Annotated in this window: 13 protein-coding genes; 3 read left to right on the top strand and 10 right to left on the bottom strand. The window is 66.3% G+C overall.

From position 1 onward, the window contains the following. Positions 1-126: 126 nt before the first annotated feature. A complete protein-coding gene (locus ACW170_RS10070) occupies positions 127-585 on the bottom strand; it encodes a RidA family protein (protein ID WP_492086558.1) in 459 nt (152 codons plus the stop codon). 89 nt (positions 586-674) lie between these two features. On the opposite strand from ACW170_RS10070, the gene ACW170_RS10075 reads away from it, so the two are divergent. Further along, entirely contained in the window at positions 675-1,604 is a 930-nt protein-coding gene (locus ACW170_RS10075) for a hypothetical protein (protein ID WP_492086559.1), read from the top strand. A gap of 55 nt (positions 1,605-1,659) precedes the next feature. Here ACW170_RS10075 and purN read toward each other — a convergent pair whose 3' ends face one another. Next, entirely contained in the window at positions 1,660-2,199 is a 540-nt protein-coding gene (gene purN / locus ACW170_RS10080; RefSeq protein ID WP_492086560.1) for a phosphoribosylglycinamide formyltransferase, read from the bottom strand. 49 nt (positions 2,200-2,248) lie between these two features. Continuing rightward, a complete protein-coding gene (purM, locus tag ACW170_RS10085) occupies positions 2,249-3,286 on the bottom strand; it encodes a phosphoribosylformylglycinamidine cyclo-ligase (RefSeq protein ID WP_492086561.1) in 1,038 nt (345 codons plus the stop codon). Between the two features lie 79 nt (positions 3,287-3,365). On the opposite strand from purM, the gene rnd reads away from it, so the two are divergent. Further along, a complete protein-coding gene (gene rnd, locus ACW170_RS10090) occupies positions 3,366-4,517 on the top strand; it encodes a ribonuclease D (RefSeq protein WP_492086562.1) in 1,152 nt (383 codons plus the stop codon). A 173-nt stretch (positions 4,518-4,690) separates the two neighbouring features. On the opposite strand, the gene ACW170_RS10095 is transcribed toward rnd, so the two are convergent. From ACW170_RS10095 to ACW170_RS10115, 5 genes are all read right to left on the bottom strand, one after another. Beyond that, the gene (locus ACW170_RS10095; RefSeq protein ID WP_492086563.1) at positions 4,691-5,053 is read right to left on the bottom strand and encodes a VOC family protein; all 363 of its coding nucleotides are present in this window, start codon (positions 5,051-5,053) and stop codon (positions 4,691-4,693) included. Between the two features lie 49 nt (positions 5,054-5,102). Then, entirely contained in the window at positions 5,103-6,590 is a 1,488-nt protein-coding gene (locus ACW170_RS10100) for a Ppx/GppA phosphatase family protein (RefSeq protein ID WP_492086564.1), read from the bottom strand. Beyond that, a complete protein-coding gene (locus ACW170_RS10105) occupies positions 6,590-8,806 on the bottom strand; it encodes an RNA degradosome polyphosphate kinase (RefSeq protein WP_492086565.1) in 2,217 nt (738 codons plus the stop codon). The genes ACW170_RS10100 and ACW170_RS10105 overlap by 1 nt, the downstream gene beginning before the upstream one ends. Positions 8,807-9,092: 286 nt before the next feature. Next, positions 9,093-9,779, bottom strand: a complete 687-nt coding sequence (locus ACW170_RS10110) for a P-loop NTPase family protein (RefSeq protein WP_492086566.1) — start codon at positions 9,777-9,779, stop codon at positions 9,093-9,095. Between the two features lie 86 nt (positions 9,780-9,865). After that, on the bottom strand, positions 9,866-10,153 hold the full coding sequence (locus ACW170_RS10115; protein ID WP_492086567.1) for a YciI family protein: 288 nt from the start codon (positions 10,151-10,153) through the stop codon (positions 9,866-9,868). Positions 10,154-10,315: 162 nt separating this feature from the next. Here ACW170_RS10115 and aspS point away from each other — a divergent pair, with 162 nt between their 5' ends. Further along, positions 10,316-12,148 carry an aspartate--tRNA ligase gene (aspS, locus tag ACW170_RS10120; RefSeq protein ID WP_492086568.1) on the top strand — a complete coding sequence of 611 codons (1,833 nt, stop codon included), beginning with the start codon at positions 10,316-10,318 and terminating at the stop codon, positions 12,146-12,148. 77 nt (positions 12,149-12,225) lie between these two features. Here the strand turns inward: aspS and ACW170_RS10125 are convergent, their stop codons facing one another. Together ACW170_RS10125 and ACW170_RS10130 are read right to left on the bottom strand one after the other, a co-directional pair. After that, positions 12,226-13,110 carry a pentapeptide repeat-containing protein gene (locus ACW170_RS10125; protein WP_492086569.1) on the bottom strand — a complete coding sequence of 295 codons (885 nt, stop codon included), beginning with the start codon at positions 13,108-13,110 and terminating at the stop codon, positions 12,226-12,228. Between the two features lie 81 nt (positions 13,111-13,191). After that, positions 13,192-13,686 carry a pentapeptide repeat-containing protein gene (locus ACW170_RS10130; RefSeq protein WP_492086570.1) on the bottom strand — a complete coding sequence of 165 codons (495 nt, stop codon included), beginning with the start codon at positions 13,684-13,686 and terminating at the stop codon, positions 13,192-13,194. Positions 13,687-13,717: the final 31 nt, after the last annotated feature.

Consider the following 13,717-nt stretch of genomic DNA (forward strand, 5'->3'; position numbering starts at 1 on the left):
TCATCCTCGGGCTTGTCCCGAGGATCCATAGACTCAGCCCATCGACGGTACGCACGCCGTAGACACCAGGAGTATGGATCCTAGGCGCGAGGCCTAGGATGACGGGGAATGAGGTGGAGCTGACGGTCAACGGATCTCCACGATGGCGTCGATCTCGACCGCGAAGCCGAGGGGCAGTTTGTAGACGCCGACGGCCGAGCGGGCATGGCGGCCGGCGTCGCCGAACACCTCGACCATCAGGTCCGAGCAGCCGTTGATGACGGCGGGAATGGCTTCAAAGTCCGGACCGGCCTGAACGAAGCCGCCCAGTTTCACGATCCGCACCACCCGGTTCAGGTCGCCGTCGCAGGCGGCCTTGATCTGGGCCAGCAGGTTGACGCCGCACAGGCGGGCGGCGGCGTTGGCCTGTTCCGGCGTCACGTCGACGCCGACCGTGCCCTTGATCCCGCCCGACGCGTCATTCGACAGCTGGCCGGAAATATGGATCACCGCGCCCGTCTGCACGAACGGCACATAGTTGGCGACCGCCTTGGCGGGTTCCGGCAGGGTGATGGCCAGTTCGGCGATGCGGGATTCGATGGTCATGGGGGCTCCTTGATCTGGTCGCGGTTTAGCGCGGCGCAAGGGCGGCGTCACCCGTCGGCGTCTTAAGTCTTCGCCAATCGCGCCGTCGTATGATCGTCGCCATGGATCTGCACCTGACCCCCGACGTCGCCGCCTTCCAGGCCGTGCTGGCGCGCCTTTCCTCCGAGGACTGGGCGCGTGTCGACGCCGCCGCCACGATCGCTGCGGCCAAGGCCGCAGAGGCCGCGCCGCACTGGGATTTCGAAATGCCGGCCAAGGCCGTGGACGCCGTGCTGGGGGCAGGGGCTTCGGACGAGGTTCGGCGCGGCCTGATCGCCTCCTGGGCCTTGCAATTGCCCGATCGGGTCGCGGCCATGGCGCTGCCGGCTGAGGTTCTGGCTCTCTATCCCTATTGGATCGAACAGCTCGCCGCCTTCCTAACCAAGGCCGAGGGCGGCTATGACTTCGATCACTGGGCCAAGGATGTCCGCTTCACTCTGGCGCTCAGCGTGCCGGCGGCCAAGAGCCAGGTCATCGACCTCAGTTCCCCGGTGGGGCCGGGCCAGATCGTCAAACATGTGCGCGACGGCTGGGGCTTTGGTCCTCTGTTTCGCTATCTGGCGGCGGGCGCCAAGCGGGAGCCGTGGCTGGAGGTTCATACCGAGAGCCGGTGGCTGCGCGGCTTTAATGAAGAGGGCTGGAACGAGGCCTGGGCCACCGCGTCGGAACTCTGCCGGACGCGACCGGAACTGGCGGGCATGATCGGCTCCAGCTGGTTCTATGACCCGCCCCTGACCGAGATCAGTCCGCGCTTGGCGCACCTGCGGCTCAATCCGTTGAAGGGCGGCGCCTTCATGGTTCACCAGGGGCCGGGTGATATCCACACGGAAAGGGCCGGCACGGCCTCGGCGTCGCGCAAGGCGCTGATCGACAGCGGCGAATACACCGCGCGGTCGTGGCTGATGGTCTGGCCGAGGAAGGAACTCATCGCCTGGGCAGACAGGCGAAAGGCGGAAACAGCCGCGTCCCATCAATCGTGATCCCGGGCACAAGCCTAGGATGACACGGGCTGTTAGGCGGGTGCGGGTGCCAGCCTCATTTCCGCGCCAAATCCTTGCAGAAGCCCCCGAGCACCTGTGGATACAGCGTGTGTTCCGCCGTCTTGACCCGTTCGGCCAGACTGGCGGGCGTGTCGTCGGCCAAGATGGGCAGGCGGGCTTGGCCCAGGATCGGGCCTTCATCGACGCCTTCGGTGACCAGGTGGACGGTGCAGCCGGCCTCGGCGTCGCCGGCGGCGATGGCGCGGGCGTGGGTGTCTAGGCCGGGATAGAGGGGTAGCAGGCTGGGGTGGATGTTCAGCATCCGACCGTCCCATGCGCGCACCAGCCAGGGCGTCAGGATGCGCATATAGCCGGCCAGGGCGATGACTTCGATCCTGGCGGCGCGCAGAGCCTCGTCCACGACGCGCTCGTGCGCCTCGCGGTCCTTGCCGAACGGCTTGTGCGGAACGGCGACCGTTTCGACGCCCCTGGCGGCGGCGATGGCCAGGCCGCCCGCGCCCTCGACGTTCGATAGGACCAGGGCGACCTCATAGCCGCTGTCTGCGGCCTGACCGGCGTCGATCAGGGCCGCCATGTTAGAGCCTGTCCCGGAGATCAGGACGGCGACGCGCATCTTCACGAGATCAGGCCGCTTCCAGCTGTCCGCAGACGAAGGCGACCTCGCCCGCGTTGAGCAGGGCGGCGAGGACGGGTTCGGCATTCTCGGGCGAGACGATCAGCATGAAGCCGACGCCGCAGTTGAAGGTGCGGCGCATCTCGTGGTCGCTGATGCCGCCGGTTTCGGCCAGCCACTGGAAGACGTGGGGCATGGGCCAGGCGTTCCAGTCGAAGCTGGCCTTCAGCCCCTCGGCGATGCAACGGGGCGGGTTTTCGATCAGGCCGCCGCCGGTGATGTGGGCCGCGCCCTTGATCAGGCCCGCCTTCATCAGGGGCAGGACTGGCTTCACATAGATGCGGGTCGGCTCCATCAGGGCCTGGGCCAGGGACCGGTCCTTGGCGAAGGGGGCGTCGTCGCCCCAGGCCAGACCGGACTTCTCGACCACCTTGCGGACCAGTGAATAGCCGTTCGAGTGCGGGCCGGTGGAGCCCAGGCCGATGATGATGTCGCCGGCCGCCTGACGATCCAGATAGGGCAGGGCGTGGCCGCGCTCGACCGCGCCCAGGCTGAAGCCGGCCAGATCATAGTCCCCGTCGGTGTACATGCCCGGCATTTCGGCGGTCTCGCCGCCGACCAGGGCGCAGCCGGCCTGGCGACAGCCCTCGGCGATGCCGGCGACGACGCGTCGGGCGGCGTCGATCTCCAAGCGGCCGGTGGCGTAATAGTCGAGAAACAGCAGGGGCTCCGCTCCTTGCGCCAACAGATCGTTGACGCACATGGCGACGAGATCGATCCCGACGCCGTCATGACGGCCCGTTTCGATGGCGATCTTCAGTTTGGTGCCCACGCCGTCGGTGGTGGTGACGATCAGCGGATCCTGGAACCCGGCAGCCTTCAGGTCGAACAGGGCGCCGAATCCGCCAAGCGAAGGCTCGGATCCGGGACGCGCCGTGGACTTGGCCAGGGGCTTGATGTGTTCGACCAGCATCTCGCCTGCGTCGATGTCCACGCCTGCATCGGCGTAGGTCAGGCCGTTTTCGAGAGGCTTTTGGGTGTCGCTCATGGTGTTCGGGCCTGGAATCGGGGCGGAAATGCAGCGCGGCTCTTGCCACAGGTGGGTTGCGGGGGGCTATAGCATCGGAATGACGCCGATCACCACCAATGAGGCGCTGGCCGATTTTTGCGCCCGCCTCGCCACCGCCCCGTTCATCACGGTCGATACCGAGTTCATGCGGGAAACGACCTACTGGCCCAGGCTGTGCCTGATCCAGGCCGCATCCGCCGATCACGCCGGGATCATCGATCCGATGGCGGAAGGCCTGGACCTGGAGCCTTTCCTGGACCTGTTGCGCGATCCCAACATCATCAAGGTGTTCCACGCCTGTAGACAGGACGTCGAAATCTTCGTGCGTCTGGGCGCCATGCCCAAGCCGATGTTCGACACCCAGGTCGCGGCCATGGCGGCCGGGTTCGGCGAACAGGTCGCCTATGATTCGCTGGTGCGGCAGATGCTGCGCGTCGAACTGGACAAGGGCAGCCGCTTCACCGACTGGGCGCGACGCCCGCTGTCGGACAGCCAGCTGGTCTATGCCCTGGGCGACGTGACCCATCTGGCGGCCCTGTATCCCAAGCTGCGCGACCGTCTCCAGAAGGAGGGCCGGCTGGACTGGGTGATGTCCGAGATGGAGAGCCAGGTCGATCCGGCCCTTTACGACACCAACCCCGAGAACGCCTGGAAGCGTCTGAAGCCCAAGAAATTCTCGGCCAAATATCTTGCGGCCTTCAAGGCCGTCGCGGTCTGGCGCGAGCGTGCGGCCCAGGAACGCGACCAGCCGCGCGGCCGCATCCTGAAGGACGAGGGCATCGACGAGGTCGCGCAACAGACCCCGACCGACCCCGAGGCCTTCAACCGCCTGCGCTCGGTGCCCAAGGGCTTCGGCGGCTCGCGCCTGGGTCTGGAACTGGCCGATGAGCTTAAACGCGTCCTGGCCGATCCCGAATCACACGCCCCCGATATGGAGCGCCCGGCCCACCGCCAGCCGGCGCCGCCTTCGGTGGTGGAGCTTCTGAAGGTGTTGCTGAAGGCCAAGAGCGACAACGCAGGCGTGGCGTCCAAACTGATCGCCACCGTCGCCGATCTGGAGAAGATCGCCGTCAGCGACGACGCTGATGTGGATGCGCTTAAGGGCTGGCGGCGCCAGATCTTCGGCGAGGATGCGCTGAAGCTGAAGCGGGGCGAGATCGCCCTGGTGCTGAGCGGCGCGCGAGTCGAGGTCGTCGAGATCGAGGGGTAGGCCTTTAAGACCCGTCATCCTCGCCCTTGTGGCGAGGATCCATAAACTCGGACGTATGAGCTTGGATCCGGTGTTGATGCAGGTCCCGCCGATCAAGCGAGACCGGATGCATCGGGCGTATGGATCCTCGCCACAAGGGCGAGGATGACGACCGTTAAGAGAGCGCGCTCCTACTAACCGGCCGGCGGCTCCCACAGTTCGATGGGATTGCCTTCGGGGTCATGGATGCGGGCGAAGCGCCCGACCTCGGGGCTGGCGTCCCAGTCGTCCTTGGTGACGACCTCCACCCCGGCGGCTTTCAGCGAGGCGAGCAGGGCGTCCAGGCCTTCGACGCGCAGGTTCAGCATCCAACGCTTGTCTTCGGCGAAATAGTCGGTCGTCTCCTTGAAGGGCGAGAAGACGGTCGGTCCCGCCTGCTGATCCCACAGGAACTGGCCCTCGGGGGCGCCGACGCCCAGGTGTTTCAGATACCAGGCCGAAAGCGCCTGAGGGTCTTGAGCGCGGAAGAAGAAGCCGCCGATTCCGGTCACAGGCATGAGTGTTCCTCTCGTTCAATGAGAGGCTGAACCCTGTTCGGTCAGCTGTCTAGATCGACAGGCCCAGTCCCATGGCCTCGGCCAGCGCCTTGGCGCGCTTCTTCGTCTGGTCGCCCAGAAGGAGGTCGGCGTAGCCGTCGGTCGCGGTCAGGGTCAGGTCGCCGCCCTTCACCGTCGCCGTCGCATTGGCCAGCAGTTGCGATGACCGGCCCGACAGGTCGCAGGCCAGGCGGATGGCCAGGCCCAGAGCGCGGGCGCGTTTGACGGCGTTCTCGTCCAGCAGCCGGTTGATGATGTCTGGTTGAGGCGTGGCCGGGCCGCCGCCGTAGCGAGCGTTCATCACGGCGGCCAGGAAGGCGCGTTCCGCATGGCTGACGCCGGCGACGGGTGCGCGCAGAACCTGATCGAAGGCCAGTTCAAGTCGGTGGTCGGGGTGCAGCCGGGCGCCCAGGTCGGACAGGCGGCAAGCGGCGGCGGTCAGGACCGAGTCGCGCTTTTCACCGAAAGCCTCTGGCAGGGCGGCGAGGATGTCCGACATCCAGCCGTTCAGGGCGCTGGGCAGGGCGGGATCGATTCCCTGTCGGCCGCCCAGGGCGGCGCAGCCGGCCAGCAGAGGATCGGCGGCGCGAGTCTCATCGTCCAGGGTGTCGAACAACAGACCCTCGCGCACGCCCCAGGCGGACATCTCGATCCGCTTCAGGTTCAGATGCTTGATCAGGCCTTCCAGCACCAGGCCGGCGTAGGGCAGGGTCTCGGCGCGCTTCTTGGACACGCCGGGCAGTTTCGCCAGACCGGCCGCCGACTGATGCGCCACCAGACGCGCGGTCTCCAGCGCCTCGTCCGCCGTCATCTCGTACTGGTGGACGACCTTCAGCGGATAGGATTTCAGCGCCATATGGACCTGGGCCAGGGTGCGCCAGGCGCCGCCGACGGCGTAGAGGCGGTCGGTCTGGAACCGGTCCGCGACCGGTTCCAGCCGCTCGTCGATGCGAGCCTTGATCCGGTCAGCGTCGAAACCCTTGCCCTCGGCCAGGGCGAAGGGGCCGAGCGGCAGGGTCAGGCCGTGTTCGACCCCATCACCGCTCAGGCGCGTCAGCTCCAGACTGGCGCCGCCCATGTCGGCCGAGACGCCGCGGGCGTCGGGCGCGCCGGCGAGCACGCCCATGGCGGCGTATTTCGCCTCTTCTTCGCCCGAGAGGACACGGATCTGCAGGCCGGTTTCCGCCGCGACCCGCTGGCAGAACTCAGGCCCGTCCTCGGCCTCGCGCACGGCGGCGGTGGCGGCGATCAGGGTGGCGTCGGGACGGACCCCTTCCAGCACGGCGGCAAAGCGACGCAGCGCCGTCATGGCCATGACCACGCCTTCCGCGGACAGTTTGTTGGTCGTCGGCAGGTCGCGGCCCAGGCCGGCCAGGACCTTTTCGTTGAACACGGTCCAGATGGCGCGGCCTTCCAGCCGGTAGAGCACCAGACGGACCGAGTTCGAGCCGATATCGATGGCCGCGACGTCGCGGCCGATGAGCGCCAGATCCGGCATCAGCGGCCGGGACGCTCGTAGCTGAGAACGGATGGCAGGGTCTTCACCTTGCGTCCACGGCCCGACAGGCTGGGATTGGTCATGAAATATTTGTGGGCCGAGAACGGCCGCTCCGGATCGGCGGGGATGACGCGGGTATAGCGCCCTTCGGCGTCCAGCACCCAGCTTTGTGCGTCGTCCTTCAGATTGGCGACCATGATCTGGTCCAGCACCTGGTCGTGGACGGTGGCGTTGCGGATCGGGGTCATCAGCTCGACGCGGCGGTCCAGGTTGCGCGTCATCCAGTCGGCCGAGGAGATGAAGAGCTTGGCCTTGTCATGCGGCAGGTCCTTGCCGTTGGCGAAACAGACGATGCGGCTGTGCTCCAGGAAGCGACCGACGATGGATTTGACACGGATGTTCTCGGACAGGCCCGTCACGCCCGGCCGCAGGCAGCAGATGCCGCGCACGACCAGGTCGATGCGGACGCCCCACTGGCTGGCGCGGTACAGGGCGTCGATGATCTCGGGATCGACCAGCGAGTTCAGCTTGACCCAAATGGCGGCCGGCTTGCCCATGGCTGCGGCCGACATCTCCTTGCCGATCAGTTCGATCAGGGTGGACTTCATGTTCAGCGGCGAGACCACCAGGGCTTCAAGCTCGTCCGGGGTGGCGTAGCCGGTGATGTAGTTGAACACCCGGCTGGCGTCGCGGCCCAGGACCGGGTCGCACGAGAACAGCGACAGGTCGGTGTAAATCTTGGCCGTCACCGGGTGATAATTGCCGGTGCCGAAATGGCAGTAGGTGCGCAGGGCCTCGCCCTCGCGGCGCACCACGACGCTCAGCTTGGCGTGGGTCTTGTATTCGACGAAGCCGAAGACGACGTGGACCCCAGCCCGCTCCATCGCCCGGGCCCAGCGCAGATTGGCCTCCTCGTCGAACCGGGCCTTAAGCTCGACCAGGGCGGTGACGTTCTTGCCGTTCTCGGCCGCCTCGATCAGGGCGGCGACGATGGGGCTGTCCTTGGAGGTGCGATACAGGGTCTGTTTGATGGCGATGACGTTTGGATCCCGCGCCGCCTGACGCAGGAACTGCACCACCACGTCGAAGCTCTCGAACGGGTGGTGGATCAGCATGTCCTTCTCGCGGATGGCGGCGAAGATGTCGCCGCCGTTGTCGCGGACCCGCTCGGGATAGCGCGGCTCATAGCCCTTGAACTTCAGGTCCGGATGGCCGCCGGGGATCAGATCCGACAGTTGGGCCAGGCCCAGCATGCCATCGACCAGCACCACGTCCTGGGGCGCCGCCTCCAGTTCGCCGACGATGAAATCGCGCAAGTCGGTCGGCATCGAGGCCTCGATCTTGACCCGCACGACTGAGCCCAGGCGACGCTGTTTCAGCGCCTCCTCGAACTCGAGCACCAGGTCTTCGGCCTCTTCCTCGATCTCGATGTCGCTGTCGCGGATCAGGCGCAGCAGGCCCTTCTCCAGAACCTCGCAGCCGGGGAACAGATGGTCGATGAACAGCAGGAGCACGTTTTCCAGCGTGATGAACCGCTTGCGGCCCGGCGCCGAACGGCCGTCGGTCGGCAACTCCCAGAAACGCCGCACCTGGGTCGGCACCGGCACTAGGGCGTAGAAGGTCTTGGTCTCGCCCTTGCGCTTCAGCTTCAACGCCAGGGAGAAGCCCAGGTTGGGCAGGAAGGGGAAGGGATGGGCCGGGTCGATGGCCAGAGGGGTCAGGACGGCGAACAACTGGTTCAGGAACTCGGGCTCCAGCCGGTCCTTCTCGGTCTTGGTCAGACGGTTACGGTCGACCACTTCGATGCCCGCTGTGACCAGTTCCTTCTTTAATTGGCGCCAGCGGACCTGTTGTTCGGCCATCAGTTCGCCGGCCGAGATGTTGATCCGCTCAAGCTGTTCGGCGGGGGTCAAACCGTCGGCCGACAGGACCCGGACACGTTCGCGCAATTGGCCCTTAAGTCCCGCCACGCGGGTCATAAAGAACTCATCGAGGTTATTGGCCGAGATGGAAACGAACCGCAGCCGCTCGAGCAGGGGATGGTTCGGATTGGCCGCTTCTTCCAGCACGCGCTCGTTGAAAGCCAGCCAGGATATCTCTCGATTGAAGAACCGGGTGGGCGAGGCCATCAGCTCCTCATTCAGCGCCAACTGAGGGGCGCGGGAGGCGGGGACTTCTTCACCCCGTGTGGCGTCGTGGATCGCGGCGTCGGTCATGACCCGGTTCTCGCGCGCCACTGTGACGGCCGCAAGCGGGCTTTGACATTTTCATCAACTACCCTTCGCAGATGCGAAAGAGCTTCTCGCACTTGCGAAGTTGTGGTTAAGATTCAGGCTCCCGTAAGTAGATCGACGTGGAGGCCTTAGTGGCGTTTTTGTTCATAGCCTTGGTCGTCGGAACGGCGGCTATTGTGATTGGCTGGGACATGTTGGGACAGCCGACTCCGAAGCGGATTTACCGCAGATTGAAGCGCCGCCTGCGGCGTGGGATCTGACGGATATCTCAGTCGGTCTCGGCTTCAGCGTCCATCTGGTCCAGCGCCTGCCGAGCCAGGACCCGGGTCACGGGACCGTGCAGGGCGTCCAGGCGGGCGACGACGGTCGCGGCTGTGTCGGCCGAGCGGTCCAGGCGGCGCACCAGATAATCGATCACATCCTCGGACGGGGTGATGCTGCGCTCGGCGAAACGGGCGCGCAGTATGGCGGACAGAACCACGTCGTCGGGCGCTTCGATGGCGACAGTGCGGACCGCGTCGAGGCGCGAGCGCAGGTCGGGCAAGTCCGCCGACCAGGTCCTGGGCGGCGCGCGATCCACCAGCAGCAGTGCGCCCCCGCCGGCCTGGGCCAGGTTGATCAGGTGGAACAGGCTTTCGTCGTCGGCGTCGCGTGCGCAATCCAGCAGTATGGGCCGGCCCTCCAGCTCCAGCGGATCGACCAGGGCGGCTTCGACGCCGTTCAGCGGCACGCCGCCGACCCGTTCGGCCCAGTCGGCCGCGATCCGGCTCTTGCCCGAGCCCGCAGGGCCGTAAAGGGCCAGGACCGGTCCGGCGCCGTCCGGCCAGCGGGACAGGACACGCACGGCCTCGGCGTTGCTGTCTGACGCGACAAGGGCTTCGCCCACGAGCGGGCGTTCCAGCGGCAGGCGCAACTGTTCGGCGTTCGGTCGGATCAGAGCGCTCTGCGCGGACATGGGTCTGTCATAGCAGAGGCCCGGACGAACCGCGTCACGCTGGACCTGTTGGTAGCGGGGAGGGACAGTCCCCACTGTGGATGAAATCAGGCGAATTCGGCCAGGGCGGGGTTCAGCTTGCCCGCCTTGAACTCGGTGACCACGTAGTCGGCCAGGCCGTGGACCTGGAAGGGATCGTCCTTCAGCAGGGTCTCCAGCGCTTCCTTCGTGCCGCCGCTACGCACGACAAGGATGCCCCCGGTGCGCGGAACCATGGGACCGGCGGCGATGATCAGGCCGCTGGCGACATGAATGTCCAGCCACTCGCGATGCTCGACCGTCTTCGCCTCGATGGCCTCGATGGGCTGGGTGTAGGTGATGGTGACGATGAACATGGCGCGGCCTCGAACGGATGACTGAACCGCTATCGCGCGCGGAGGCGGGGTTTGCAACGGCTGAAACCTTGACTTTCCGGGGCGATGATGCGCCCTACGCCGCTTCGATTTCAGGCGCCTGAGGCGTCGGATTCCACCGCCAGATTTCCAGACGGTCTGTTCATGCACGCCTACCGCTCCCATACCTGCGGCGCCCTGCGCGCCTCCGACGCCGGTTCCACCGTCCGCCTGTCCGGCTGGGTGCACCGTAAGCGCGATCACGGCGGCCTGCTGTTCATCGATCTGCGCGACCACTACGGCCTGACCCAGCTGGTGCTGCACCCTGAGACGCCGGGCTTCGCGGCGGTCGAGCGTCTGCGCGCCGAGAGCGTGATCAAGATCGACGGCGAAGTCGTCGCCCGAGAGGCGGGGGTGGTGAACCCGAACCTGCCGACCGGCGAGGTCGAGGTCCGCGTCCAGGGCGTCGAGGTTCTTTCGGAAGCCGCCGAACTGCCGATGCCGGTCTTCGGCGAGCAGGAGTATCCAGAGGATATCCGCCTGGCCAACCGCTTCCTCGATCTGCGTCGCGAGCGGCTGCACAAGAACATCGTCCTGCGCTCCAGGGTCATCTCCTCGATCCGCCAGCGCATGGTCGCCCAGGGCTTCCTGGAATACCAGACGCCGATCCTGACCGCCTCGTCGCCGGAAGGCGCGCGCGACTTCCTGGTGCCGTCGCGTCTGCACCCGGGCAAGTTCTATGCGCTGCCGCAGGCGCCGCAGCAGTTCAAGCAACTGCTGATGGTCTCGGGCTTCGACCGCTATTTCCAGATCGCGCCGTGCTTCCGTGACGAGGACCTGCGCGCCGACCGTTCGCTGGAATTCTACCAGCTCGACGTCGAGATGAGCTTCGTGACCCAGGAAGACGTCTTCGCCGCCATCGAGCCGCTGATGCACGGCGTGTTCGAGGAGTTCGGCGAGGGCAAGCCGGTCTCGCCCATCGACGGCGTCCACACCTTCACCAACGACTTCGGTGAAACGTTCGAGCACAAGGGCTTCGAGCGCCTCACCTACGCCCAGTCGATGGCCTGGTATGGTTCGGACAAGCCGGACCTGCGCAACCCGATCAAGATGCAGGTTGTGTCCGACCACTTCCGCGACGGCGGCTTCGGCCTGTTCGCCAAGATCCTGGGCGCGGACGAGAAGAACGCCGTCTGGGCCATTCCGGCGCCGACCGGGGGATCGCGCGCCTTCTGTGACCGCATGAACTCGTGGGCTCAGGGCGAGGGCCAGCCGGGCCTGGGCTATATCTTCTGGTCGGACGACCAGGGCGCCTGGGGCGGTCCCATCGCCAAGAACCTGGGTCAGGAGCCGACCGAGGCCCTGATGTCGTCGCTGGGCCTGGGCAAGGGCGACGCCGCCTTCTTCACCGCCGGTCTTCCGTCGGTCTTCGCCAAGTTCGCCGGCCTGGCACGCAGCCGCGTGGGCACGGAGCTGAAGCTGGTCGATGAGAACCAGTTCAAATTCTGCTGGATCGTCGACTTCCCCATGTTCGAATGGTCGGAAGAAGAGAAGAAGGTCGACTTCAGCCACAACCCCTTCTCGATGCCGCAGGGCGGGCTGGAGGCGCTGGAGACCCAGGATCCGCTGACCATCCGCGCCTTCCAGTACGACATCGTCTGCAACGGCTACGAGCTGTGCTCGGGCGCGATCCGGAACCATAAGGCCGAGATCATGCTGAAGGCGTTCGAGATCGCCGGCTACGACGCGTCTGTGGTCGAGGCGCAGTTCGGCGGCATGCTGAACGCCTTCCGCTTCGGCGCGCCGCCGCACGGCGGTCTGGCCCCCGGCATTGACCGGATCGTCATGCTGCTGGCCGGCGAGACGGCCATCCGCGAGGTCATCGCCTTCCCGCTGAACCAGCAGGGCGAGGATCTGCTTATGAACGCCCCGACCGAGGCGGAAGAGCGCCAACTGAAGGACGTCCACATTCGCACGGCCGTGCCGATCAAGGTGTGATGGGCTGACATGGCCGAAGACGACAAAGGGGACGCCGCGAGGCGTCCCCTTTTTTGCGGTTCGCGTTCGGGTGCGGCTTAGTTGTCGGCGTTGACGATGTGGCGCACGGCAGGGGGAGCCGGCGGCGCGGGCGGGGTGCGGATCACCCGGATCGTCCCACGACAGGCCTGGGCCGTCAGGCGGCCGGGCAGGCGGGTGGAGCCGTCGCCGCAGGCTTCGCTGATCTGGTCCTGGGTCAGGTTGCGCGCCCCGGACAGGTCTGCGCCCCGGATGTCGGTGCGGCGCATCGAGGTGTCGCTGAAATCGGCCCTTGCGAAGGTTCCACCGGTCAGGCGCGCGCCGTCCAGGCTGGCGTCGCGGAAGGAAGAGTTCGAGAAGTCGCCGCCGGACAGGTTGGAAGCATTGATCTCGGCGTCGCTGAAGTCGGCCCCGACGGCGTGAACATTGGCCAGGGTCGCCCCGAACAGTTCGCTGCCCGAGAAGTCGGCGCCGGCCAGGGTCGCGCCGTTGAAGTTGACCCCGTGCAGCTCTCCTCCCGAAAGATTCGCACGCGTCAGGTTGGCGCGAACGAAGGACGAGCCCTGGGCCTCGGCCCCGTTCAACTGGGCGCCGGTGAAGTTGGCGGAGGTGAAGTTGGCGCCCACGATCTCGACGCCTTGCATATTTGCCCGGCTGAAATCGCTGCCGGTGAAGTTCGAACCGACCATTTCCGCGCCGCGCAGATTGGCCCCGACCAGGGTGGCGTTCATGAAGCTGGCGCCGGTGAAGGTGGCCCCTGTCAGGTTGCGGCCGGAGAGTTCGCAGCGGTTGCAGGACCCGCCCAGGGACACCGATCGGGCCACGTCGCGATCCTGCATCGACATCTCGACCCCGGCGAAGGCGGGGGTGGCGAGCATCAAACCGGCCGCCGCGATCAGGGCGGTTTTCAATCGGATGGGGGTGAGGCGGGCGATCTGTTTCACGCAGTCTGAATGCCCCGAAACGCTGGGCATACCTACTTAAATCGAGGTAATTTCGTTAAAACGAGGCAAGGTGAAAGGCAATCAACAGGCGGGAATACGTAGGTTTCCGGACAGAATCGTCGATGAGTCGCCGCAAGCGCGGTTAAGTTGACCCTGGGTCAGGCCTGTCGCCCGCGAAAGGTCCGCGCCGGACAGGTTGGTTCCAATCAGCTTGGCGCCCGAGAAGCTTGCGCCCCGCAGATAGGCCCCGACGAAACTGGCGTTGGTCAGGTCTGCGCCCGAGAAGTTGGAGCTGGAGAAGACCCCGCCATAGGCCTCGACGTCGCGCAGATCGGCGTTGGAGAAGCGGGTGCGGTTCATCACGCTGAGGCTGAGGTCCGCCTGGCGCAGGCGCGCCCCGGTCAGGTTCAGGCCGCGCGCCTCAAGCCCTGAGAAATCGCCCTGGAACAGGTTGCAGCCGGGGCAGGAGGCGCCGCGCTTCACGCCGGCGATCTGGCCGGCGTTCTGCGCCAGAACAGGGGTTGCCACGGTCGCCAACACAGCGATGGCGATGGACAGGGCGGTCAGGCGGGACATGGGGTCGCTCCAGCGAAAACGTCGCGTAGCG

The sequence above is a fragment of the Brevundimonas sp. FV2ps16 genome, assembly GCF_058681075.1.